This window comes from Chelonobacter oris, from assembly GCF_000772535.1.
GTDB classification, from domain to species: domain Bacteria; phylum Pseudomonadota; class Gammaproteobacteria; order Enterobacterales; family Pasteurellaceae; genus Chelonobacter; species Chelonobacter oris.
On the sequence record NZ_JSUM01000003.1, the window covers coordinates 206328 to 229946 of the forward strand.

The window sequence follows — 23619 nt, forward strand, 5'->3', positions numbered from 1 at the left end:
TTAAGGAGTATTCTATGAATGAATTGGTACAAGCGACAAAAGATCCTGCATTGGGGAAAGCAGTCGTTGCAGATGACAGGGCTTATGTTTTCCACTCTTGGTCCGCACAAGGGAAGTTGAATCCGTTACCGGTTGCCGGTGCTAAAGGATCCGTTTTCTGGGATTATGACGGCAAACAATATCTGGATTTTTCATCACAGTTGGTGAATGTTAATCTGGGGCATCAACACCCTAAACTGGTACAAGCGATTGTTGATCAGGCAACTTCACTGGCGACGATTCAACCGGCAATGGCGAATAAAACGCGTAGTAAACTGGCTAAATTGATTTCCGAAGCGGCACCCGGCGATTTGAACCATGTGTTCTTTACCAATGGTGGGGCCGATGCGAACGAAAATGCGGTGCGGATGGCTCGGGTACATACCGGGCGCAGAAAAGTCATTTCGTTGTATCGTTCTTACCACGGTTCGACGTCAACGGCAATTGCCCTGACTGGCGATCCGAGACGTTGGCAGAGTGAGCCGACAGACGGTTCGGTGGTACACTGTTTCGGGCCTTATCTGTACCGCAGTCCATTTAATTCAGAAACGGAAGAGCAAGAATGCGAACGGGCTTTGGCGCATTTTGAAGCGGTGGTTCAATTGGAAGGTCCGCAGACGATTGCCGCCGTTATTCTGGAAACCGTGGTCGGAACAAACGGCGTTTTGGTGCCGCCGAAGGGGTATTTAAAAGGACTGAAAGCTATTTGTGAGCGTTACGGCATTTGCTATATTGCTGATGAAGTCATGGTGGGATTCGGCCGTACCGGAACATTGTTTGCGGTAGAAAATTTTGATGTCGTGCCGGATTTGCTGACGTTTGCCAAAGGGGTTAACTCAGGCTATGTGCCGTTGGGCGGGGTGATTATTTCGGAGAAAATTTATGATACGTTCAAAGAGCGGGCTTATCCGGGCGGACTGACATATTCCGGACATCCGCTGGCTTGCGCGCCGGGTGTGGCCACCTTTGAGGTTTTCGCTCAGGAAAATATCTTGGAAAATGTGAAAACATTGGAAGAAAAAGTGATTAAACCGAAATTGGCCGAGATAGCCTCCAAACACAAATCCGTGGGCGAATGTCGCGGCATCGGTATGTTTTGGGCGATTGAACTGGTTAAAAACCGGCAAAGTCGTGAAGGGCTGGTGCCGTTTAACCCGACACCGGAACAGTATGTCCCGATCTTGGAAGTGGTTGCCGAATGCAAGAAACAAGGTGTGTGGCCGTTCCATCATTTCAACCGTATTCATATTGCGCCGCCGTTGAATATTAGCGAGGCGCAATTGATTCAAGGGCTTGAAGTAATTGATAAAGCATTGGAGATTGCCGATCGCTATGCCGATTAAATCCGTGCGTGGTGATTAGATCATTATGTTCGCAAAGTATCCCTTTGCGAACATTTTTTTGAATAGCATAACTTCACCGAAATATTTGCCGACATAACACGACGGCAGGTTATCAAGATTTTGCAAAAGCACTATATCGGTATATTTTGCCCGTGTTGTTCCGACTTTGTGATCACTATAGTATTGTTTTGCTTTTTGATGCAGTACAATCGATAAAACCTTATCGGAAAATGCGTTACTGTGCGGTATTACACAACGCTGTAATATGAACGGTGTTACAACAACCGGTTTGATTGGCGGAAGGAACAGATAAAACATAAAAGGAGAGATTATGTTGCAGCTCGATGATCACACTTTGTTGAAAAACCAATGTTATATTGACGGACAATGGCGTCAGGCATTGAGCGGTGAAACCATATCGGTATTTAACCCGGCAAGCGGCGATAAAATCGCAGAGGTGCCGAAAATGACGGGGCAAGAAGCAACGGAAGCGGTTGCGGCGGCTAAAAAAGCATTAAAAGATTGGCGGCAGAAAACCGCCAAGGAGCGGAGCCGGCTATTGCGCAACTGGTTTGATCTCATCGTACGGCATAAAAAAGATTTGGCTGTGATTTTGACCGTTGAACAGGGCAAACCGCTGGCAGAAGCGGAGGGCGAGGTGCTGTATGGTGCAGCGTATATCGAATGGTATGCGGAAGAGGCGAAACGGATTTACGGTGATACGATTCCGGCACCGAGTATAGACAAGCGCATTTTTGTTACTAAACAACCGATCGGTGTTTGTGCAGCCATTACACCGTGGAATTTTCCGAATGCGATGATAACCCGCAAAGCTGCGCCTGCACTGGCGGCAGGTTGTACTTTTATTATCCGCCCGGCATCGCAAACGCCGTTGTCAGCTTTGGCGTTAGCCGAGTTGGCGGAGCGTGCGGGAATACCGGCCGGTGTGTTTAATGTGATTACCGGCAGTGCGACACAAATCGGGAAAGTATTGACGGAAGATGAGCGAGTCAAAAAATTCAGTTTTACCGGCTCTACTCAAGTCGGACGCATATTGATGCAGCAATGTGCTTCAACAATCAAAAAAGTCTCTCTGGAGTTAGGGGGCAATGCGCCGTTTATTGTTTTCAATGATGCCGATTTAACAGCGGCGGTTGAGGGCGCAATGGCGTGTAAATTTCGCAATGCCGGGCAAACCTGTGTTTGTGCTAATCGAATCTATGTTCAGTCCGAGGTATATGATGAATTTGTCACCCTCTTCCGGCAAGCGGTTGCGCAGTTGAAAATCGGGAACGGTTTGCACACTGGGGTTACGTTTGGCCCGTTGATTGATAAAAGTGCGGTTGATAAAGTGGGCGAGCATATTGCCGATGCGCTGGCAAAAGGAGCCGAACTGGTTTGTGGCGGGGCGGCGGCCGAGCAGGGAGGGTTGTTTTATCAACCGACGATCCTTCGTGATGTCACTGCCGAGATGAAAGTTGCCAAAGAAGAAACATTCGGCCCGCTGGCGCCGATCTTCAAATTTGAAACCGAAGAAGAAGTCATTGATGCCGCCAATGATACTGAGTTCGGTTTGGCATCCTATTTTTACAGCCGTGATATCGGACGGATTATACGGGTGTCGGAAGGATTGGAGTACGGTATGGTCGGGGTAAACAGCGGAATTTTGTCTAATGAAGCCGCACCGTTCGGCGGTGTGAAACAATCCGGTCTGGGGCGCGAAGGTTCGAAATACGGGATTGAAGATTATTTGGAAATCAAATATACCTTACTGGGCGGTTTGGACAAATAAAGACAAAGTGCGGTTTGGGTTTTGAAAATTAAGCGGTAACGTTGCCGCAATCAGCGGCTTCCTATCCCTTTTTATGCGTATCAAGAGGGCGATTGGTTTTGAAAAATGCGATTTTTTGCCCGAACAAATGAATAAAAAGCCCTAACATAATCACGGCAGAACCTGATAATTGCCAAGAATTTAACGTTTCATGTAAAAGCAGAAAGGCGAAAATCATGCTGACCACCGGTACCCAGAGTGATAACGGGGTAATTTTTCCGGCGCTATACTTGGCGAGTAAATAAACCCATAATCCGTATCCTATCAGGGTGGCGAAATAGGCCAAAAATGCCGATGACAGCCAGCCTTTCCAACTGAGCAATTGCAGGCTGGAAGCAACGTGCGGGGCGCCATGCTGATACAGCGAAAAGAGTAAAAACCAAAATGGCGTCAGCAGGTTTCCCCACAGAACCAACCCGAGGGGATGGGTTTTGCCTATTTTTTTGACAATAATGTTGCCAATCGCCCAAGAGAGTGCGGAACCGAGCACCATTAGTAACCCGATCAGCGGGACGTGGGAATAGGTCTGCCCCAAGGCAATTAATAAAAGCCCGACGGCAGCAATGATCATCGCAATCCATTCGTTCTTCCGCGCTCGTTCACCCAACACGAAAGCCGCAATCAGCACGCTGAAAAAGGCCTGAGATTGCACCACCAATGAGGCCAGTGAGGTCGGGAGATCGAGTGCTATCGCACTGAACATGAAGGCAAATTGGGCAAAATTACCGATAAATCCGTAGAGCAAAAGCCATTTCCATTTGATATTCGGTTTTTTGATAAAAAAGATTGCAGGCAGCAACACCATTGAAAAACGTAAAAAACCGAGCAACATGGGATCCACTTCCGCTACGGCCAGCTTCATAAAATAGAAGTTAATGCCCCAAATGAAAATGACGATAAAGGCTGCAATCTTGTCCTGTATCAGCATGGCTATCGCTCCATATCAATTCGTTTTGTAAAATCAGGATAATACAATGTTGTTTTTTCGTCTATTTATTTTTTGTTTTCATTTAATTAATTTGTGGTATTTTTAATTTTTATTTTGATAATGAATCTTTTTTTATTGTTTTGTTCATTAAATGGCTATATTGTTTGTTTTATTATTAATTGCTGTTATTGTTTAAACAGATTTTTTTTACTGCTAGAGGAGAACATTATGATTGCACTTGTTACCGGTGCCAGTGCCGGATTCGGCACGGCTATTGCCCGTTTGTTGGTTGAACACGGCCATAAAGTGATTATTACCGCCCGCAGGCAAGAGCGGTTGGCGGTATTGCAAGCGGAGTTGGGAGATGCCTGTCGGGTATTGGCTTTTGATATTACCGACGAAAAGGCAACATTAGATGCCGTTGCCGGCTTGCCGCCGGAATGGCAGGCGATCGATCTGTTGGTGAATAATGCCGGCTTGGCATTAGGGATCGAACCGGCGCAAAAAAGCTCACTCGATGACTGGAAAAAAATGGTTGCGACCAATATCAACGGATTGTTAACCGTGACTCATGCCATTTTGCCTGGCATGGTGAGCCGAAACCGCGGGCACATCATCAATCTGGGATCGATTGCCGGCAGTTATGCTTATCCGGGCGGCAATGTTTACGGCGGTACTAAAGCGTTTGTTAAACAGTTTAGTCTGAATTTAAGAGCCGATTTACTCGGTACGGCGGTGCGGGTTTCCAATATTGAGCCCGGATTGTGCGGCGGTACGGAGTTCTCCAATGTCCGTTTTCACGGTGATGATGCAAAAGCGGCGGATTTATATGCCGATGTTGACTATATTACGCCGCAGGATATTGCTCGGACAGTAGTCTGGATAGCCGAGTGTCCGGCGCATATGAATGTCAACCGCATTGAAATTATGCCGGTCGCACAAGCGTCTGCCGGATTGGCGGTCAAGAAAAAAGGGAGCTGAACCGCACTTTGTGTGTCACACGGCACGATAAACAGAAAAAATAACCCTTGATAATTCAAGCGCCGCAACCAAACGGCGCTTGACTATAGCTTAATTTCCAAATTGACAACGTAGTTGCGCCCCGGCTCGTAGAAACGGGCTAGGCCTTTTCCGTCACGATCAACCGTATTGGTAGTGCTGTGAATATTGATGCCCCTTAAACGATCCCAGCTTTGGTATTTACGGTTAAATACGTTATATATACCGCCTTGCAGCGTGATATTTTTGGACAACGCCACATAGCCGTAAACGTCAAATAATGTTGCGGATTGGTTGAGGTAGGGATAAGGCCGACGGCTTTCGTCATAACCGCCTGTCCGATAGCTGAAATTATTTTTATAAATCATTGCCTCTTTCTCTTTTTTGGCTGCGGAATATGTCCATTTGCCGTGCAGCCCCCAACTACCGTTCGGTTGATCATACCCCAGCCCCAGCACCACTTTAAGCGGCTGGATAGATAACAGTGAGGCATTATTCGATAGTTTTCCTTTACTGTAGCCTAGCGTTCCGTTTAACACCAATCCCTCGGGCAACGCGCTGACTTCATTCAATTTTAATTCGCCCTGAATACTGATACCGTTAATGCTTGCTTTGTCGAGATTAACCATTTGCCGGCTTAAAATCGCTTTCTCTTTTTGGCAGACATCACGCCCGCCGTAGAAAAAACAGCCCGCAGGGTCGTAGAACGGATTGGCTTCTTTTGTCACGGTTTCTTGCTCGTGCAGGAAATGTTTATAACGGTTATGATAAACGGTGATTTTTAAGCTGCCTAAAGCACCTTCACCATTGAGCGTCAATGAATGGTTCAGACTTTTTTCCTTCTTTAATGCCGGATTTGCCAGCCAGCGACCGGCGTCATTTTTATCGAATGTGAAGTACATTTCGGAGGCGGACGGCGTTCTGAAACCGGACGTCAGATCATAGCTGAGCAGCCATGACGGCGTTAAAAACAGATCCGCTCCCAGCAAAATGCTGAAACCGTCAAAGCTCTTTGCCGGCGGTATCTTATCTTGGCAATTATGACATGCTGCATTTAAGGACTGCGGTGTTAACCGATTTGAATCGTAACGAATTCCCAGACGGCTGGCGAAATTCTCGTGCCAATTGATATGGTTAAGTACGCTCAGATGAAATAAGCTTGTTTTCACCGGATGTTGAATAGTGCCGGAAACCCGAGATGGACCGCGGGACAATATTAAGGTATCCAGATTACTGTTTTCAAAATCGCGTTTGCCCAATGCACCGCTGAATCTAAATTCATGCTGTGTATCGAAGAGCGTTAGCGGTCGGCTTTGCAGTTCGAATGAAAATTGGTTAAATTTGGTGTTCATGCTGCGATCGTAGATTTCAGCCAATACTTTTCGCTCACTTTTCCAATCTCTGCCGCCTTTATAGCTGACTGATGCGATCTCGGTTTTTTGCAAGTCATAATGCAATTTAAGGGCATTCAGATAGGTGGATTCGGGCGTGAATTCATAAGACAGACGATAGCTTTGGCGTTGATGTCGATCATCTGCTTCACGCCATTGGCTGCCGAACAGCACATAGGATTTTTCATCGATATAATTCGAGCCTTTCTGGCCGTGTGTTTCGAAAGCGATACGGTGCCGATTGTTGAAACGGTAGCCCAATTTTGCCAGCCAGGCATGGTAACGATGGCTGGACGGATCGGGCACACCGCGAGCCGAACCGTTAATATCCTCGCCGTTGACGGCGCTTTTCAGCTCATGACCGTGGCGTTGGCTGTAGAGCAGGATCATATCAACCTTATTTTTATTCAGCGCCAGCCCGAAGGTATGGGTAAATTCACGGTTTTTACTGCGGTAACCGCTTCTAAATAATGCACCTGCCCGATTGTCGGCTTGAATAAGATCGTGCGAGGACAAAGTGCGGTAATTGACCGCACCGCCCAATGCACCACTGCCGTAATTGAAAGAATCGGCGCCTTGTCCGATTTCAATGCGGCGGATCAGTTCGGGATCGATATTTAACCGTGCGCTGTTAAAGTTTCCGTAGCGGCTGTAGAGCGAGTTTTCTTCCGAATCGGGGAGTGCCACACCGTCGATACTCAAGCCGACACGGTTTCCTTCCACACCGCGTAATGTAAAGCCTTTATTGTGCCGCCCGTTATCGGCGATGCCGACATCAGCGGTGTAGCGCACCAAATCCTGCGAGCTGCCGATTAATTCTTGCCGGATCTGCTGCCGATTTTTAGCGGTTTCAGTTAATTTGCCGCTGTAGTCGGTATTGACTTGTACTTCTTCCAGTGCGGTTTCTTCGGCTTTGGCGCTATCGCTCAATAATGACGCCAGTAAAAAAACAGGAAAGAGTGTATTTTTCATGTCGGTAATCTCTTGCATTGATATGGGTTAATATAAAAGCGAAAATAGCGCAAAAACTATCGTATCCGAATGCCGTTTTCATGGCGGTAGACTTCAACGTGATGGCCGTACAGGGCGTAGATATTGTCGGCGGTCATCATGTCGGTCGTATCGCCATAACGGAAGGGTTTGCCGTCGTGCAGTAATAAAACCCGATTGCAATAACGGGCGGCGAGGTGGAGGTCGTGCAATACGATCAAGACCAAATGCCGCTGTAAGCTCAGTTGGCGAGCCTGTTGTAGAAAAATGTGTTGGTATTTTAAGTCGAGCGCACTGGTCGGCTCGTCCAGTAAAATAAGTTTGGATTGCGCCGAGCCTGAAATTTGCGCCCAAATACGGGCGGCTTGCACCCGTTGTTTTTCACCGCCGGAAAGGTGAAGATAATTTTGTTGTAACAGAGCAGTTAATCCGAATTTGGCGGCGACCTCGGTTAAAACAGCCTGTTGTTCGGTTTTTGTCAGTGCGTGCATGAAAAAGCCCATTTCGATGATTTCCTGTACACGGAAGGCAAAATTCAGCAGACTGTGCTGCGGCATGAAAACCAGCTTTTGTGCCAATTTTTCCGTCTGACAACCGGCTAAATTGTGTTGTTGCCAAGTGATCTTCCCCTGATAACGCATATCTTGTCCGATACTTTTCAATAACGTGGATTTGCCGGCGCCGTTTGCGCCAAGAACGCCGACACAGTTTCCGGCTTCTATTTCCAGATCCATGACGGTTAGTAATGTTTTTTGTTTACACTGAACATGCAGTCCCTCAATTTTCAGCATTACAATTTTCCTTTGTTGCGAATCAGCAATACGATAAAAAACGGCGAGCCGAGCAGTGCGGTCAAAATGCCGATCGGAATTTCTGCCGGCGCCGCCAGTTTACGTGCCAGAATATCGGCGGAAAGTAACAGCATTGCACCGACCAATGCACTGGCAGGCAAAAGGGTTTTATGATTCGGCCCCAAGAGCGTGCGGCAAATATGGGGGACAATTAAGCCGATAAACCCGATCATGCCGGAAACGGAAACCGCAATGCCGATGCCAAGTGCGGTCAGGTAAATACAACGGTATTTGATCTTGTCGACTTGAATACCTAAATGCTTGGCTTCCAAATCGCCCAACAGTAGTGCATTCAGCGCATTGGTCTGCCGTTTAAAGCGCCAAAACAGTAAACCGAACGCCGATCCGCATAGTAAAACCGCACTTTGATTGCCTTGTGCCAATGAACCGAGCTGCCACATGCTCAGTTCACGCAGGGCGCGATCATCGGCAACAAACTGTAAGATCCCCAAGAAGGCAAAGGCGAGAGATCCGATAGCGATCCCGCTCAATAACACCAGCGTCATGCGTGTGCCGGAACTACTGCGTCCGATATGATAAACAAACAGGGTTGCGCCCAAACCGCCGAAAAAGGCAAACAGTGAAATCGGGCTAATGCCGTTCCACAGCAAAATCCCTTGCGGCAGCAGTACAATGGCAATGGCGGCGCCCAACGCCGCTCCGGCGCTAACGCCGATAATGGCGGGATCAGCCAGCGGATTGCGGAACAGCCCTTGTAAGACTGCGCCGCAAAGCCCCAGAATGCCGCCGATGAACATACTGAGCAGCGTGCGCGGCACACGCAATTCTTGCAAAATAAAAACGGTGCTGTCGTCGCCTTGCCCGACAAGAGCGGTCAGCACCTGAGTCAATGCAAGATCAACCGCGCCGATTGCCAGTGACAAAGCGGTAAGCAGAGCGAGCAGTACGCAACTCACGGTAAGAAAAGCGTGAAAAGGCATTTTCATCGTTAATGACAGCGTGGATTGTCGGCAATTTGTTGCGTAATCCGTTCGGCTTCGTTCAGGCTGGACAGGTTGAACCCACCGAGCAATGCTTGCCCGTCAAGGGTAAAAACACACTGATTTTGTACCGCACTTAATCGGCTTAAAAAAGGGTGTTTTTGTAAAATTTGATTGAGATTTTGCGCCAGACTGCGTTCGGAAATCAGTAAAACCTTCGGTTGCTGTTGTAATACCGCTTCAACCGAATAGGGAAAGTAAGTGGTTTTGTCGCCGGCAAGATTGTTTAACCGCATTACATTCAACATGCCGTTGACGGTCGTATCGCTGCCGCCGGCAAAAATCTGTTGCTTATCGGCGAGCATTAAAAACAAGGCGTCGACCGGAGCGCGTTGCAGGGCTTGAATGCGTTGCTGCTGTTGTTCAATTCGGGTTAAAAGTCGTTTTCCTTGCGCCGTTTTGTCGAGCAGGGCTGCCAGTGTTCGGATATGGCTGTGTAAGTCTTCAATATCGTTGGCGGTATTTTTCAATACCTGAATTTTGATGTTTGCCTGTTTTAATTGGGCTAATACCGTTTTCGGCCCCATCTCTTCGCTGCCGATTACCAGTGTCGGTCGGCGCGACAAAATGCCTTCCGTGCTCAAATTACGCTGATAACCTAAAATCGGCACATTCTGCTGTTCGGCAAAGCGTCGGCTGGTTGAATCGACGGCAATAATGTCATGCTGCGCCCCCAGCTCGGTTAATAATTCAGTTATGCCGGCACCGATGGATATAATCCGTTCGTTGGCGATTGCCGTGCCGCAGGCAAGCAGCATGATTAAGTTGCAGAATAGGTATTTTTTCATCGGTTATCCTTTATTTTTCAATGCAAAATCAATCGGTAGACTGAATGTTAAACTGTTTTTTTGTTTCATCATCTGCGGCGGCGGTTTCGGCAATGGTGACGCCCGTTTGATGGTATTGACGGCTTCGTGATCCAAGGCGCTGTTGCCACCGCTTTTTTTGAGCGAAACCGACAGCAGATTGCCGTACATATCAATTTTAATGCGGACAATCGGCCGTCCTTCAATTTTCTGCTTTAATGCCGTTTCGGGATAGCGTTTATAGCGCGCCAAATGTCCGCGCAAATGTGCCTGCCAATTGCTGACTAACTGTTTGTTGCTGCCGTCGCTGTTGTATTCGGAGGCGATCCGTTGATCGGTGCCGTCGGGCGGTGCGCTCACACTTTCACCGGAAGCAACCGAATTGACATCGCTCGGCTTGTCACTTTTTTTGCTTTTCTTTTTCGGTTTGCGGTTCGGTTTATTTTTTTCAGCCGTTTTCGGTGTATCCTGTTTTTTAACCGTGATTTCAGCCTGTTCAACAAACGGGTTTTCTTCGATTTTCGGTGTCTCGGCTTCCTGCGGCGGCGTATCCGAATCGGTAATTTGGCTGTTTTGGGTGATAACCTGCGGCGGTCCGAGCGGCAGATCGCTGATGCTGACAATCGATTGCGGCGGATCGGAAAATTGAAGCATGACCGCCGCATTAGCCGGTGGGATCACGGTGATCTCTTTTTTGAGTAAAAACAGCATTGCCGCCATATGCAAAAAGCAGACAAGCAAGCCGTTAAACAGCCAGAGGCGGTATTTTTTTTGTGCCCAAAAAGACGGAATATCAATAATCATGCACTGTCGCTCATTGTGAATGATCCAAACCGACCAGACCGATTTTTAAATAACCTGCGTTGCGCAGTTGATTCATGACATTCATCAGCACATCATAAGGCACGCTTTTGTCGACTTGAAAGAAAATCACCGTTTCTTTTTGCCCGTCGGTTTGTTGATCCAGTGCGGTTGCCAGCGCTTGAGCCTGCAACGGCTCATCACCGATAAACAGTTCATGCTGTTGGTTTAACGATAAAACGATCGGTTTATGCAAGTGCGGTTTACTTTCGGCTTGGGCAACAGGCAAATCAATCGGCACCGCCACGGTTGCCAGCGGAATGGTGACCATAAAAATAATCAGCAATACCAACATGACATCGATAAACGGGGTCACATTGATTTCGCAAAGCTCCTGTTCTTGCTCGGATTGATCTGAAAAATGAAATGCCATGGTTACTCCTATTCGCTTTCGCGGCTAAGCCGTTGCAGGGAAATATCACGTTTTATCATCAGGCGCAGGACGGCGACCAGATTGCCGATGCGCAGGCCGTATATGTTCAAGCGGCGATTGAATACGTTGTAGATCACTACGGCGGGAATGGCGGCAACCAAGCCAAGTGCGGTTGCAAACAGGGCTTCGGCAATGCCCGGTGCGACAACGGACAGGCTTGCGGTTTGCGCATGGACGATGCCGATAAAACTGTTCATGATGCCCCAAACCGTGCCGAATAAACCGATAAACGGCGCAACGGCACCAATGGTTGCCAATGGACTGATGCCGTAGCGCATATTCTGTGTCAGACTTTGGATTTGGCGGTCGAGGCGATAGTCGATCCGTTGTTTGAAATCGTCGTCACAGTGATAATCGGAGCGAATCAATTCATCCTCAATTTCGGCGATAAATTGTTTCAGTGCATGATGTTGGCGTGTGTTCGGCAGCATTGCACGCGTCCGTTTAAAGTCAGGTTGCTGAATTAAATAATGCTGTTCCTGTTTTAAGCGCCGTGAAGCGGTGGTCAGTTGCACGGATTTGGTGAAAAAAATAATCCATGTCAGCACCGAGCAGAGCAGTAAAATCCAAATCACGCCTTGTACAATCGGGTGTGCGCTGAGATACATGCCCAACGGCGACATATCACGACTGATTTCGGCAACGGCGGAAACGGTCGGGTTTTCCATCACGCCGGTCGACAGGGCTTCGGTCACTGTTGGCGGCGTGGTGTCGGCAACGGCGGTAAAAGCGGTTGCCAATGTCGTGACGGCAATCCCCGCATAGCGAAAAAATAGCATAAAAAATATCCTGTTTATCAAGTGCGGTCAGGTGTGTTGTCGGCTGACCGCACGTTGTGCTGTGATGATGTTTTAGTGTTGTTGGCGGGCGCCGAACATGATACGTTCTTCGCCGCCGCCGATTTGTCCGACAACTTCTTCCGCATTCGGACCGGCGAATGCACCGTTATAATCGGTTACGCGCTTGATCGTTCCGCCATCGTTGACCTGTACTTCGCCTCGAAAACCGGCGGTTTTGCCGTTGTCATAGCTTTTAATGTCGGTTTCCGCCAAAATCAAAGGTACGTCAGAGCGGCTTAATGCGATGCCTTTTGCACTGACCACGTCATATTCGTTACCTTGCGCATCTTCTTTGGTGTCCATAAACTGCCAGTGATATTTCACCAATCCGTCGTGACGGGTGGTCATTTCGCCTGAGATTTTTTTATTGTCGAAATCGGCTTTCAATGTCACATTCCCCAGATAACCGGCTGTCGGCGTCTCTCCTTTCGGACCGTCTTGGTAACCCAAAGTATGGCCGGTGTAAGTTACGGTGCCGTTTAATTTTTCAACGGCTTCGAATTTGGTGGCTTCCGCTACATAGGTGGCCAGATTTTCATGATTTTTATTCGGATGGCGAGGATTCCCCGTCGGTGCGGTTTTTTCCGGGGAGAAAGTGGCGTAACCGGAATAAGTTTGGTTGACAAAGCGGAATTCGCCCAGTTTTGTCCCGTTGTCGGAGGTGATAACCAAGGTGTGAACTTTGTCGGGATTAATACCGGCTTTATTCATCATTTCTTTATCCGTGCCGACGGTGCGGTGATCCCACACTTTGGTCGGATCACTGCTGTCGCCGAAATCCATCGGCCCCGACATATAATAGGCGACGCCTTTGTCGTTGATTAACGGTTGGTGCGCATCGCCGCCTTCGCTTGACGGTACGATCATCAAAGTGCGGTTGTTTGGTGTCGTCGGCAGCGGTTCTTTTTCAGGTTCTTTATCAGGCTCCTTTTCAGGTGCTTTTTCAGGTTCTTTCTCAGGTGCTTTTTCCGCTGTTTTGGGTTGTTCGGTCGGCTCGCTGCTTTGTTTCTGCTCTGAAAAAGAGGAGCTGCTGGAAGAGCAGGCGGTTAACAACCCGAATAAACAGGCGGCAAGGGTTAATGTGTAAGTCTGTTGCATAAGTTGTCCTTAATTTTATTCATAGGGTTAAGGTTGACTAGAAACGAATTTCCGCACCCAGCAGGAATGTTCTGCCGCGGGCGGCATTGGTGAATGAATAAACGTAGTTATCCCCGCGATCGACTGCATGTTGCGAACTGGTTGAATTTAATGAATTCAGCGCATCAATATAATTCTTATCGGTAACATTCTGTATCGAGGTTTTTAACAGAACATGTTTGTTGAGTTGATAAGTCGAATACAGATCAATCACAATCGGCATTTTCGGTAAATCTTGCGCACGATTACCATATTCCTCCACCACTAAGCCTTGAGGAACTTCCCGTTGGGATTTGCCGGTATATTTAAAAATCGAACCGATAGTCAGTTTTTGATCAAACAATCTTGCCCCCAGTGTCAGCGTGGCATAATCTTCCGGCAGGTGTGTAATGGTTGTCGTGCCGAATCCGGTGCCGGTGGAAGAGGTTACATCCAGCGGCGTTCCCGTTTTTTGGTGACTGTAAGCGAGTTTGGCAAAGACGACTTCGGCATCGTAGTCGATCGACAGCTCTACGCCGTGTTGTTTTATCCGGTTATGGGCATTGATATAAATCTGGGCATGGTAGGAACCGAACAGATCGGGATTATTCAAATCGGTAGTACGTTTGCCGCTGTTGGTCATATAAAAACTTTGGCTGTAGATAAAATCTTTGATTCGAGCCATGTAGGCCGTCAGTTTAACGCCCAAAAAGTCATTTTCAGTGAAGACGTTTTCTTTTTCGGTGTTGAAACCGATTTGATAAATTGTCGACCGTTCCGGCTTCAGATACGGATTCATTGAGCCTGCGCCTTCATTGTTGAAAAAGACTTCTTGTGTGTTCGGCATCCGAGTGGATTGTGAATAGCTGACAAACGGTTTGAACCAGTCGTTGAGATCCCATGCCAGCATTACGCTCGGGTGTAGCGATTTACTGACCAATTTCATATCGGCGGCATTTTTGGGGAAACAGCCGAAATCCTCAAGCGGCTTTTCACTGCCGCCCAAACTGCCGCAGGCTTCTTTATGTCCGCTGAGCGTGCCGTGGGTGTAAGTCAGACCGCCGCTCAGGGTGAAATCATGATAATTGAGATCATGAGTCAGATAGACGCTGTGAATTTTTTGTTTGCCTGTCGGTGAAAACGGCGTGTAATCATAGTTGCTTTGATTCACACCGACCGCTCTTTTAGTGTAAACATTGCGCATTAGACTGGTTCCCAGTGTCAAGTCGGAGGTGAAACTGCGCCAATGGAATTGTGCCGTATTGCTTAGGTTAAGGTAATATGATTCATTGCGTGTTTTTGCTTCACCCAAACTCCAAATATTGCTGTCGTCATGATAAAACTGGCGGTTGTCGGTGTAAGCCGCCAAGAATTTAACATCGTATAACGGCGAAGCCGGATTGAAGCGGTAGTGCAGATTGTAGCTTTTGTTTTGGGTTTTGCGTCCGCCGACATCATTTTGATAGCCGCGGGTACCGAATTCCAATTTATGATCGGCATTCGGTGCAAAATCAATTTTGCCCAACCAAGATCGGGGCGACTGATCCAAACGGCGTACATAGTCGTTTTCAGCGGAAAAACTGCCGTCGCCGCGTTTGTAGTTTGCTTCCGAGCGGCCGCCGCTATAGGCAAACATGGCGCCGAGCGAGCCGCTATCAAAAAGTGCGGTTTTGGCGCCAAGCGCCAGCATTCCGTTTTTGCCCAATCCGTTGCTGCCTTGTTGATATTTTGCCAACAGCCCGATAGTGTTATCGGCAAATACGACATCATCAACCCCGATTGTGCGTAAATTGGCATGGCCGTTAAGGGCATTGACGCCTTTTGCCCCTTGCGAAAATCCGCGGCTGATTTCGGCTCCGACCAGAAAGTTGGGATCGATCATCACGCCGAATTGGCTGCTCGGCCCATAGCCGCCGTCTTCCGAATGGTATTTGCTTGAGGAATTGGACGATGTGCCGTAAAAGGTTTGCGGCACATCGTCGATCATGGTATTCACTCGCCCGAATCCGGTCATACCGCGAATATTCACGCTGACGGTTCCTTGTGTCGGGTTGATATTGGTGAAAGTGCCGGGCAGGGCGCGTACGGTGCTGTCTAACGATTGCATTTGTTTATTTTCACCGATGGCGCTGACTGCACCGGCAACACTGAACGTTTTTTGTTCGGCTGTACGTGCCGTCCCCACGACTTTGAGATCATCGAGGACAAAATCGTCCTGTTCACTTTCGTTTGCTGCGACATTGAAAGAGAGCAGTCCGGACAGGGAGCAGCTCAGGCAGGCGAGTTTAACGAGATAGGCGAGTCGATCATATTTCACGGTAATGCGATTCCTGTGTCGGTTTGGTTATTTGAGGATGTTTGTCCGAAAGTGCGGTCGACTTTCAGGATGAAAGCGTAGGCAGAGGCACTGCGCATAATGCGGTTGAACCTGCCGTAACCGCCGGCATGGCCGCCGTGATTTTCAACGGTCAGTAAAATCGGATTTTGGCCGGTGTTGTAGCGACGAAGTTTGGTGATGTATTTCAGACTTTCCCAAAACGGCGTGCGACTGTCTTGTGCCGCCGCCATCACCAGAATTGAGGGATAGGCTTGCGGGCGGATATTGTCGTGGGGAGAATAGCTTTGGATATAGTGATAGTCCGACAAGCGGCGAATATCTCCCCATTCTTCGATTTCCGAGGCGACGGCGGAATGCGGATCCGCCAATACGGTCAGCATATCCAAAAACGGCACTTGCAGCACCGCCGCACGAAACAGGTGCGGCGCTTGATTGATTGCGGCTGCCACCAGCAAGCCGCCCGCACTTTCTGCTAACGCATAAGTGCGGTTTGTGTCGGCATAACCGGCTTGTTGTAACCAAGCTGCGGTATCGATAAAATCCTGAATACTGTTCTTTTTATTCAGCGCCCGTCCTTGTTCGTGCCAGTGTTCTCCCAACTCACCGCCGCCGCGGACATGGGCAACGGCATAGACGAATCCGCGATCCAACAGGCTGCGGTACGCCGTGCCGTAAACCGATTGCATACTGAAACCGTATGCACCGTATGCGGTGAGCAGCAACGGATTTTTGCCGTGTTTAAATAACGATTTCTTATAGATGACGGTAAGCGGGATTTGTGTGCCGTCCTGTGCGGTCACCGTGTGGTATTCACTTTGATAGTCGTCCGCTTCGGCGGCAAACGGTGTAAGCCATTTTTGGGTACGCAAATTGAATTGCACTTGGCTTTTCGGGGTGGTGAACGCACTGTAATTCATCGACAATATTTCGCCGTCCATACCTTCGCCGTGTTGAATGGAAACGGTGTAATTAGCATCGGGAAACGGGATTTGCGCAAGCGATTGCGGTGTATTTTTCACACGGTAATACAGATGGGCAATGCCGGCATGACGCACGTTAAAAATTTCGTAATCTTTTAAAATGACAAAGCTGTCAAATGTTTTTTCCATTTCGGGCTGATAGTGCGGTTTCCACACTGCCTGAGCGGATTCGGCATAGAACAGCTCAAAATTCGGACGCTGCCGGTTACTGCGGATATAAAAACCGTTTTCGCTATGATCAAGGTAGTATTCATGTTGTGCTTTTCGCTCAAGAAACGTCAGTAGGCGGGCGCCGGGTTCGTTCAGATCCAATAGTCTGGCTTCAGACTGATTTATACCGTTAACGGTCAGAATCAAATATTGTTTAGACGAGGATAGCGACAAACTTAAATAGACCTGCGGATCCGCTTCCCGATAAATCAAGGTTTCTTGAGTTTGAGTGGGGGCTTCGACAAGCGTATGCCGTACTAGACCAACCACGTTTAAATCGGCGGGATCTTTTTTCAGATAATAAAAAGTGCGGCTGTCCTGCGCCCAAACCGCTTCGCCGTTGCTGTAAACCCCGTCAAGTGCGGTTGTGGTCTGTGTTTGTAAATCACGTACTGAAAGACGGTAGACTTCATTGCCGACGATATCTTCGGCGATCAGGGCATAGCGGTTATCGGGTGAAATCATCGGCGTATTGAGTTGATAATAAGCATGGTTTTTTGCCTGTTGACTGCCGTCAATCACCATTTCCCACTGGTGGTTTGCCGCCGAACGCCGCTCAACGTGCGGATAACGGCCGTGATATGTGCGGCGGTAGCGGTAGCCCTTCTCCTGCCATTCGGTTTGGTTGGATTGGGATTGCAGTCGCTGTTTCATTTCGGCAATAAGTTGTTTGCTCAAAGCTTGCTCCGAGGCCATAAATTCTCGGCTGTGTTGATTTTCTTGTTCGACCAATTCCCGGACGGCCTGTTGATCCGCTTGTTGTTGAATCCATGCCTCAGGATCGGCATGAAGAGAGCCGCTGAACAACAGCGTAATAAGAAATAAATAGGACTTCATGCTTACAGTTCCCAACGATAATCCGCATCGGCGGCGGAAACGGACGATTTATCGTCCGTCATGATAATCACACGGTAATGCGGTTGTCGGTAATCGTCCAAATGAAGCGGAATGCCGATAGATTTACTGACATGGTGGCGACCGCCGATAAACAGGATAGGTTGCGGATAATTGATCAATACTTCCGCCATACGCCGATCTTTGAATTGTTGTATGCTGACCAACACATCGACAAATTCCAAATCGGCAGCTAAGCGGTGAGACTGTTTGATCAGCTTGCCAAGTCGGTTTTTGACCGTTTGTGAGGTTGATTTTTCCCCTTGTAACGGATATGCGCCCTGCATAATGGTATTGATTTCATCACGGTGTAAATTAGCGCCGTAGATTGTCATTGTCGATTTTGCCAAATAGCGGATTAATCGGCGATATTGCTTCCAATCCCATTTTTTATCCCAATGCAGCCATGTTGCGATTCGATTTTCGTCATTTTCATTGAGGGTACGAATTTTCTGTTGTGCGGCAGTAAGTTGCGGTTGTGAGGCGGAGTCAAACATTTCCAGCGCAACGCTTTTAAGCCGTGCCGTCTTTTCCAATTGTCGAATCAAACGCAGTTCGGCGTCATGGTGTTCTATCCGATCATGGTTTTCCCCCAATAAAATGATCGGCGAGCGGCTCAGTTTTTCCGCCAGTTCAGGCAGACTGATATAGCGCTGTTGCTGAATATCGAAAATTTTATCGCCGGTGAGAGCCGCTTCACGCAGCGGCAAATCGGCACATCCGCTCAAGAGGGCAAACAACACGGCTACGGCAATATAAACCGCACTTTTACATAACTTCATCTGTTTTAAAATATTTTTATTGATAATGAGAGCGATTATTATTAATATTTGCAACCTTAAGTCAAGCTGGTTGTTGTCATTTTTTAATTTAATTGGAAAAAATAAATATGGCGTTTGATATTGAACCGTTTTTTGCCGATACGGGCGAACAGCCTTTTCCGTCCAGAAAGGCAACGATGCCTTGGGGCGACAGCCGTGTATTTGCGGCAGATAAAATCCGGCAACAATGGGCGGCGATTAGCGAGAGTGAAGCGGAAAAACGCAAACGGGTTTTATATTTGCATATTCCGTTTTGCGAAACGCACTGCAAATTTTGTGGTTTTTATCAAAACCGTTATGACGCAGAAGCCGCACAGAAATACACCGATTTTCTCTGTCGGGAAATTGAACAGGAAAGCATAAAGAACGTCTATCAAAAGAGACCGATTCAGGCGGTTTATTTTGGCGGCGGCACACCGACAGCACTGTCTGCACAGCAGCTTTTTGTTATTTTGACCATACTGAAACAGGCTTTTCCGTTGGCAAAAGATTGTGAAATCACGATTGAAACCCGAATTTCAGCTGAAAATAAAGAAAAATTGGCGGCATGTTTTGACGGTGGTGCAAACCGCATTTCAATCGGACTGCAAACCTTTGATACCCACATTCGCCGTTCATTAGGGCGAAAGTCGTCCGAACGGCAGGCAATCGATTTTATCGAGTATCTGCTGGCGTTGGATCAGGGGGCGATCGTTTGTGATCTATTGTTCGGTTTGCCGAAGCAAACGATGGAAACCTTGCGGCATGACATTGAATTGATTGAATCCTTGCAGATGGACGGAGTGGATTTGTATGCGCTCAATGTATTGCCGAACACGATTTTAGGCAAAGCGGTTGCCAATAACCGCGTGACGGTTGCCGACTTTTCCGAACGGGCGGCATTTTATCGGGCTGGCGGTGAGCAGTTGGCACAATACCACTGGCATCAAATCAGTAACAGCCACTGGGCAAGAGGCGGCAGAGAGCGCAATCTCTATAATCTGTGGGTGAAAGACAATGCCGATTGTCTGGCTTTCGGCTGTGGTGCCGGCGGCAATATCGGGTGTTGGAGCTTTATGCAGCAGCGCAAGCTTGATGATTATTATACGCAAGTCGCCATGCGGCAAAAACCGATTGCGATGCTGTTGCAGCGCCCCGCTTATGCACAGCGGAGTGCATTGGTGCAGGGCGGAATCGAAAAAGGTACACTGCACTGTTCCCGACTTTTCAGTAAACAAGAACTGGCAACGCTTGAACCGCTGTTTGAGCAATGGCAAAAGTGCGGTTTGTGCCGCTATCTCAAGGTGAATTCGGACTTCACTACGCTCGAGCTGACCACCGCCGGACGGTTTTGGGCAAGTCGTCTATTGACCGCATTACAAACTTTTATTCAATCGAGGGCATAACGAATATGGATTTGACGCAATTACAACAGAAATTGCAACAAGAGCAGCCGATGGTGCTGGAAGCATTTGCCGAACAATATCAAGTAACATTGCACGATATTTTATCAGCTTTGGGCTGTAAGATGATTGCCGGTGAACATATTGACCGAATTTGGCATGAGATCACCGAATGGGATACTATGACATTGATTGTCCATACGACGGACGGCATCTGGGAGTGGAGCGGTAAACTGCCGAGCGGCACTTATCGGCACGGCTATTTCAATTTACGTGCCAAGAGCGGTTTATCAGGGCATATTAAATTTGCCAATTGCGCCCGCATCGCATTTTTAAAGCGGGAGTTTATGGGCAGTGACACCGCTTGCGTGATTTTTTTGAATCAACGGGGAAATGCCATCTGCAAAATCTTTGTCGGCAGGGATTCACATCGCCGATTATTGGCGGATCAACTGGCGCACTTTGAACACATGCAGCAGTATTAGTCAGGCATTTTCCGACAGTGAAAGTGCGGTTTTATTGAGAGGATTTAGAGGAAACAACATGGCAGATCGTCAAGAGCGGTTGCAAAACCGATTGGGGCCGGAAGTACAACAAATGAAACGGCAGTGTCGAACACTGCTATTGGCAACGGTTGATGAAGAGGGGAATCCGAACGTCAGCTACGCTCCTTTTGTGTTGAACACGCGCGGTTATTATGTCTTTATTTCCGATATTGCACGCCATGCACGCAATTTAAAAGCGTGCAACAAAGTATCATTAATGCTGATTGAAGACGAATCCGACTGCCGTCAGATTTTTGCCCGTCGCCGTTTGTCATTTGATGCAACCGCCGAAATCGTGGCTTGCGACAGTGAGGAGTGGATACGGGGGACAAATGCGTTGGCCGAACGGCACGGTGAAGTGGTAACGCATTTGACGGCAATGCAGGATTTCACCTTGTTCAATTTAATTCCTGAACAAGGGCTTTTCGTCAAAGGTTTCGGGCAGGCGTTTAAAGTCAGCCCCGATGATCTGGTCGGTGCGATTCATTTGCAGCAAGGGCATCTGCAACGAGACAGCGTAGAATCCGACCCCCTTTGAGCCGGACAAGTCGACAGCTTATCGGCTCGGTTGCGCATCTTCCACCGGTGCGGGTGTATCTGACTGATTCAGATCCAGTGCGTCCCAGACGCTTTGCTGTTTTTCAATCTGTGCTCTGACCGCACTTGGTGTCGGGGCATTGGTTGTCGGGTTGGCTCCGCTCGCAACTTGCGCCGAGGAGGCGCAAAAATTCTGGTTTTTATTGATCCAAACCGGAATGGTTCGTGTGCCGGCGCAATGCCAACCGCCGTAGCTGTTGATGCCGATCCATTGAATCGTTTCCGATTTTGACAGGTTCAACCGTGTCGGCGGAATCAGCCTCAGATAATCTTGATAAACCGTTAATGCGCCGCTTGCGCCGGTCAGACCGGTTTTGCCGTTGTTATCCCGACCGAGCCAAACCGTTGTGACATTTTCGCCGTCAATGCCGACAAACCAAGTGTCGCGCGCATCGTTGGTGGTGCCGGTTTTGCCCGCCAGTCGGTAGCGGGCGAAGTCTTGCTGTAAGCGGCGTCCAGTGCCGCGTTCGACAGCTTGCTGCATGGCATACAGTGTTTGAATCGCCGCTTCTTCCGGCACGACCTGTTCCGGAGTGAACGCCCGTTGATAAACGGCTTCTCCGTTACGTAGGAATACCCCTTCAATCGAAGAAAGCGCGATTTTTTTGCCGTCATTGGCGATCACTTGATATAACTTGGTGACATCATAAGGGGAGATTGAGTAAGAGCCGAGTAACATAGCCGGCACTTTTGGAATTTTGATTTGATCCCAGCCCATAGCTTGTTGGACATCAATTATCTTATCCAAGCCGACTTTCATGCCGATATTGACGGTCGGCACATTCAATGAGCGTGCCAGCGCATCAACCAGCATCACCGAGCCGCTGAATTTATTGTCATAATTACGCGGCTGCCAATCGGCGCTGCCTTTGATTTTGATTGTTAACGGGCGGTTTTCCACCGCAGTGTTCAGGCGGAACGTTTCGGGATCGCTCAGGGCGGCTAAATAAACGGACGGCTTCACTAAAGAACCGATCTGCCGTTGTGAACGCAATGCCCGATTAAAGCCGGCATATTTTGTTTGTACGCCGCCGACCATCGCCAACACGGCACCGTTGCGGTAATCGGCAATCACTATTGCCGATTCCAAATCCCCGATTTTCTGCTTAAGTTTCAACTGCTGTACGGCGTTGATCAACGCTTGTTCGGCGGCACGCTGTTTATGGCTGTCCAACGTGGTGAAAATGCGGGCGCCGGAGAGATTGTTGGCTTTGGTTTCACCTAATTGTTGTTGCAGATCTTGTTGTAACAGCTGCATAAAGGCCGGTTGGGCTTTATTGATTGAACCGCGGGTTTGCACGCCGAGCGGGCGTTCGCTTAATAATTGATACAGTTTTTGATCGATAATCGCGTGTTCAAGCATTGCTTTCAACACCACATTGCGCCGTTGTAACGCATTATTCGGATTACGCCACGGGTTGTATAATGAAGGCCCTTTCACCATGCCGACTAACAACGCGATTTGATCAAGGCTGATTTCCTGCACCGGACGGCCGAAGAAAAACTGGCTTGCCAACGCAAAGCCGTGAATTTGGGTGTCGCCGTCTTGTGCCAGATAAACCTCGTTCAAATAGGTTTCCAGAATGCGGTTTTTATCATAGCGCGCGTCCATCAGCACGGCCATTAGGGCTTCGTTAACCTTGCGGCTCAGGCTGCGCTCGTTGCTTAAAAACAGATTTTTGACCAGTTGTTGAGTTAAGGTACTGCCGCCTTGTACGGTTTGGCCGGCTTGGATATTGGTGATCAGCGCCCGTGTAATCCCGAGCAAGCTGACGCCGTCATGTTCGTAAAAACGGCGATCTTCGATTAACAGTAAGGTGTCGATCAACAAACGCGGATACTGGTGCAGTGGGGTTGCCAGTCGATCTTCATTATTGGATTGCAGCATGGCGATTAATTTGGGGTCGAAACGAAATTCATCGACGGCACGGCGATTGACCAGATCTTCAATGACGCTCAGCTTGTCCTGCTTGAAACGCAAACGCAGAACCCGTTGCGGCTCGGCATGATCCGGAAAAGGGAATGCTCGCCGAATCATTACAATAGTCTCATCTTCAATTTTAAAATCTCCCGGCGTACCGAGCAGATTGGTTTGACGGTAACCGTTGTCCAGCAGCCGGTTTTTAATGCTGTCCAGTGTCGGGGCGTCCGATTGGCGTATGTTTTCGATACGGCCGTACACTTCGGCCGGTAATTGCCACAGTTTGCCGTCCATTTTAGAACGGATTTGCCCGTCCAGATAAATAAGATAAAACACGGTGCAACAAAGTGCGGTAAAGCCGACTTTCAGCCCGAACATCAGGCAATTGTGGCGGGTAAAGCGTATTTGGGGGCATTTGCCCGCAGGGGATTTTGCTTTTTTGGCTGTCGTCATGCGTTTCGGTTTCTTATGCGTAAATAGAGAAAAATTGTACCATAGCCGCC

Annotated in this window: 19 protein-coding genes; 6 read left to right on the forward strand and 13 right to left on the reverse strand. The window is 48.4% G+C overall.

The features are described 5' to 3' along the window. Positions 1–14 precede the first annotated feature (14 nt). Together OA57_RS02355 and OA57_RS02365 are read left to right on the forward strand one after the other, a co-directional pair. A complete protein-coding gene (locus tag OA57_RS02355) occupies positions 15–1382 on the forward strand; it encodes an aspartate aminotransferase family protein (protein ID WP_034612924.1) in 1368 nt (455 codons plus the stop codon). Between the two features lie 331 nt (positions 1383–1713). Continuing rightward, complete coding sequence (locus OA57_RS02365; RefSeq protein WP_034612929.1) at positions 1714–3174, forward strand: NAD-dependent succinate-semialdehyde dehydrogenase; 1461 nt, start codon at positions 1714–1716, stop codon at positions 3172–3174. 61 nt (positions 3175–3235) lie between these two features. Here the strand turns inward: OA57_RS02365 and OA57_RS02370 are convergent, their stop codons facing one another. Continuing rightward, positions 3236–4141 (reverse strand): EamA family transporter, encoded by a 906-nt coding sequence (locus OA57_RS02370; RefSeq protein ID WP_034612932.1) that lies wholly within the window; start codon positions 4139–4141, stop codon positions 3236–3238. A 228-nt stretch (positions 4142–4369) separates the two neighbouring features. Here OA57_RS02370 and OA57_RS02375 point away from each other — a divergent pair, with 228 nt between their 5' ends. Beyond that, complete coding sequence (locus OA57_RS02375) at positions 4370–5122, forward strand: SDR family oxidoreductase (protein ID WP_034612934.1); 753 nt, start codon at positions 4370–4372, stop codon at positions 5120–5122. Positions 5123–5205: 83 nt separating this feature from the next. Here OA57_RS02375 and OA57_RS02380 read toward each other — a convergent pair whose 3' ends face one another. The 11 genes from OA57_RS02380 to OA57_RS12235 form a co-directional block, all read right to left on the reverse strand. Then, the gene (locus OA57_RS02380; RefSeq protein ID WP_052122337.1) at positions 5206–7503 is read right to left on the reverse strand and encodes a TonB-dependent hemoglobin/transferrin/lactoferrin family receptor; all 2298 of its coding nucleotides are present in this window, start codon (positions 7501–7503) and stop codon (positions 5206–5208) included. A gap of 56 nt (positions 7504–7559) precedes the next feature. Continuing rightward, positions 7560–8312, reverse strand: coding sequence for an ATP-binding cassette domain-containing protein (locus OA57_RS02385; protein WP_034612938.1), 753 nt, complete (start codon positions 8310–8312; stop codon positions 7560–7562). Beyond that, a complete protein-coding gene (locus OA57_RS02390) occupies positions 8312–9319 on the reverse strand; it encodes a FecCD family ABC transporter permease (protein WP_034612940.1) in 1008 nt (335 codons plus the stop codon). Before OA57_RS02390 ends, OA57_RS02385 begins: the two co-directional genes overlap by 1 nt. A 2-nt stretch (positions 9320–9321) precedes the next feature. Then, positions 9322–10161 carry a heme/hemin ABC transporter substrate-binding protein gene (locus tag OA57_RS02395; RefSeq protein ID WP_034612944.1) on the reverse strand — a complete coding sequence of 280 codons (840 nt, stop codon included), beginning with the start codon at positions 10159–10161 and terminating at the stop codon, positions 9322–9324. A gap of 3 nt (positions 10162–10164) precedes the next feature. Beyond that, positions 10165–10983 (reverse strand): energy transducer TonB family protein, encoded by an 819-nt coding sequence (locus OA57_RS12230; RefSeq protein WP_052122338.1) that lies wholly within the window; start codon positions 10981–10983, stop codon positions 10165–10167. 10 nt (positions 10984–10993) lie between these two features. Beyond that, positions 10994–11413, reverse strand: a complete 420-nt coding sequence (exbD, locus tag OA57_RS02405) for a TonB system transport protein ExbD (RefSeq protein ID WP_034612947.1) — start codon at positions 11411–11413, stop codon at positions 10994–10996. Positions 11414–11421: 8 nt separating this feature from the next. Further along, the gene (gene exbB, locus OA57_RS02410; RefSeq protein ID WP_034612949.1) at positions 11422–12252 is read right to left on the reverse strand and encodes a tonB-system energizer ExbB; all 831 of its coding nucleotides are present in this window, start codon (positions 12250–12252) and stop codon (positions 11422–11424) included. Positions 12253–12324: 72 nt separating this feature from the next. Beyond that, positions 12325–13410, reverse strand: a complete 1086-nt coding sequence (locus OA57_RS02415; RefSeq protein WP_034612952.1) for a transferrin-binding protein-like solute binding protein — start codon at positions 13408–13410, stop codon at positions 12325–12327. A 37-nt stretch (positions 13411–13447) separates the two neighbouring features. Further along, the gene (locus OA57_RS02420; protein ID WP_034612956.1) at positions 13448–15745 is read right to left on the reverse strand and encodes a TonB-dependent receptor domain-containing protein; all 2298 of its coding nucleotides are present in this window, start codon (positions 15743–15745) and stop codon (positions 13448–13450) included. Next, complete coding sequence (locus OA57_RS02425; RefSeq protein ID WP_034612960.1) at positions 15742–17793, reverse strand: prolyl oligopeptidase family serine peptidase; 2052 nt, start codon at positions 17791–17793, stop codon at positions 15742–15744. Before OA57_RS02425 ends, OA57_RS02420 begins: the two co-directional genes overlap by 4 nt. 2 nt (positions 17794–17795) lie before the next feature. Then, entirely contained in the window at positions 17796–18632 is an 837-nt protein-coding gene (locus tag OA57_RS12235; RefSeq protein WP_052122339.1) for a ChaN family lipoprotein, read from the reverse strand. Between the two features lie 107 nt (positions 18633–18739). Between OA57_RS12235 and hutW the strand changes: the two genes are divergently transcribed. From hutW to hutZ, 3 genes are read left to right on the forward strand one after another with little or no spacing between them, the layout of a single operon-like run. Next, positions 18740–20056, forward strand: coding sequence for a heme anaerobic degradation radical SAM methyltransferase ChuW/HutW (hutW, locus tag OA57_RS02435; RefSeq protein ID WP_034612963.1), 1317 nt, complete (start codon positions 18740–18742; stop codon positions 20054–20056). A gap of 5 nt (positions 20057–20061) precedes the next feature. Then, on the forward strand, positions 20062–20538 hold the full coding sequence (gene hutX / locus OA57_RS02440) for a heme utilization cystosolic carrier protein HutX (protein ID WP_034612966.1): 477 nt from the start codon (positions 20062–20064) through the stop codon (positions 20536–20538). A 58-nt stretch (positions 20539–20596) separates the two neighbouring features. Continuing rightward, positions 20597–21136: a heme utilization protein HutZ gene (hutZ, locus tag OA57_RS02445; RefSeq protein WP_034612968.1), complete on the forward strand. Its 540-nt coding sequence runs from the start codon at positions 20597–20599 to the stop codon at positions 21134–21136. 18 nt (positions 21137–21154) lie between these two features. Here hutZ and mrcB read toward each other — a convergent pair whose 3' ends face one another. Beyond that, entirely contained in the window at positions 21155–23569 is a 2415-nt protein-coding gene (mrcB, locus tag OA57_RS02450) for a penicillin-binding protein 1B (RefSeq protein WP_034612971.1), read from the reverse strand. Between the last annotated feature and the right edge of the window lie 50 nt (positions 23570–23619).

Bases quoted from the DNA above. Each gene is read 5' to 3' on its own strand.
- OA57_RS02370 (WP_034612932.1), bottom strand. From the start codon at position 4,141: ATGCTGATACAGGACAAGATTGCAGCCTTTATCGTCATTTTCATTTGG.
- hutX (WP_034612966.1), top strand. From the start codon at position 20,062: ATGGATTTGACGCAATTACAACAGAAATTGCAACAAGAGCAGCCGATG.
- OA57_RS02365 (WP_034612929.1), top strand. From the start codon at position 1,714: ATGTTGCAGCTCGATGATCACACTTTGTTGAAAAACCAATGTTATATT.
- OA57_RS02390 (WP_034612940.1), bottom strand. From the start codon at position 9,319: ATGAAAATGCCTTTTCACGCTTTTCTTACCGTGAGTTGCGTACTGCTC.
- OA57_RS12235 (WP_052122339.1), bottom strand. From the start codon at position 18,632: ATGAAGTTATGTAAAAGTGCGGTTTATATTGCCGTAGCCGTGTTGTTT.
- hutZ (WP_034612968.1), top strand. From the start codon at position 20,597: ATGGCAGATCGTCAAGAGCGGTTGCAAAACCGATTGGGGCCGGAAGTA.
- OA57_RS02415 (WP_034612952.1), bottom strand. From the start codon at position 13,410: ATGCAACAGACTTACACATTAACCCTTGCCGCCTGTTTATTCGGGTTG.
- OA57_RS02425 (WP_034612960.1), bottom strand. From the start codon at position 17,793: ATGAAGTCCTATTTATTTCTTATTACGCTGTTGTTCAGCGGCTCTCTT.
- OA57_RS12230 (WP_052122338.1), bottom strand. From the start codon at position 10,983: ATGATTATTGATATTCCGTCTTTTTGGGCACAAAAAAAATACCGCCTC.
- hutW (WP_034612963.1), top strand. From the start codon at position 18,740: ATGGCGTTTGATATTGAACCGTTTTTTGCCGATACGGGCGAACAGCCT.
- OA57_RS02355 (WP_034612924.1), top strand. From the start codon at position 15: ATGAATGAATTGGTACAAGCGACAAAAGATCCTGCATTGGGGAAAGCA.
- exbB (WP_034612949.1), bottom strand. From the start codon at position 12,252: ATGCTATTTTTTCGCTATGCGGGGATTGCCGTCACGACATTGGCAACC.
- OA57_RS02395 (WP_034612944.1), bottom strand. From the start codon at position 10,161: ATGAAAAAATACCTATTCTGCAACTTAATCATGCTGCTTGCCTGCGGC.
- mrcB (WP_034612971.1), bottom strand. From the start codon at position 23,569: ATGACGACAGCCAAAAAAGCAAAATCCCCTGCGGGCAAATGCCCCCAA.
- exbD (WP_034612947.1), bottom strand. From the start codon at position 11,413: ATGGCATTTCATTTTTCAGATCAATCCGAGCAAGAACAGGAGCTTTGC.
- OA57_RS02375 (WP_034612934.1), top strand. From the start codon at position 4,370: ATGATTGCACTTGTTACCGGTGCCAGTGCCGGATTCGGCACGGCTATT.
- OA57_RS02385 (WP_034612938.1), bottom strand. From the start codon at position 8,312: ATGCTGAAAATTGAGGGACTGCATGTTCAGTGTAAACAAAAAACATTA.
- OA57_RS02380 (WP_052122337.1), bottom strand. From the start codon at position 7,503: ATGAAAAATACACTCTTTCCTGTTTTTTTACTGGCGTCATTATTGAGC.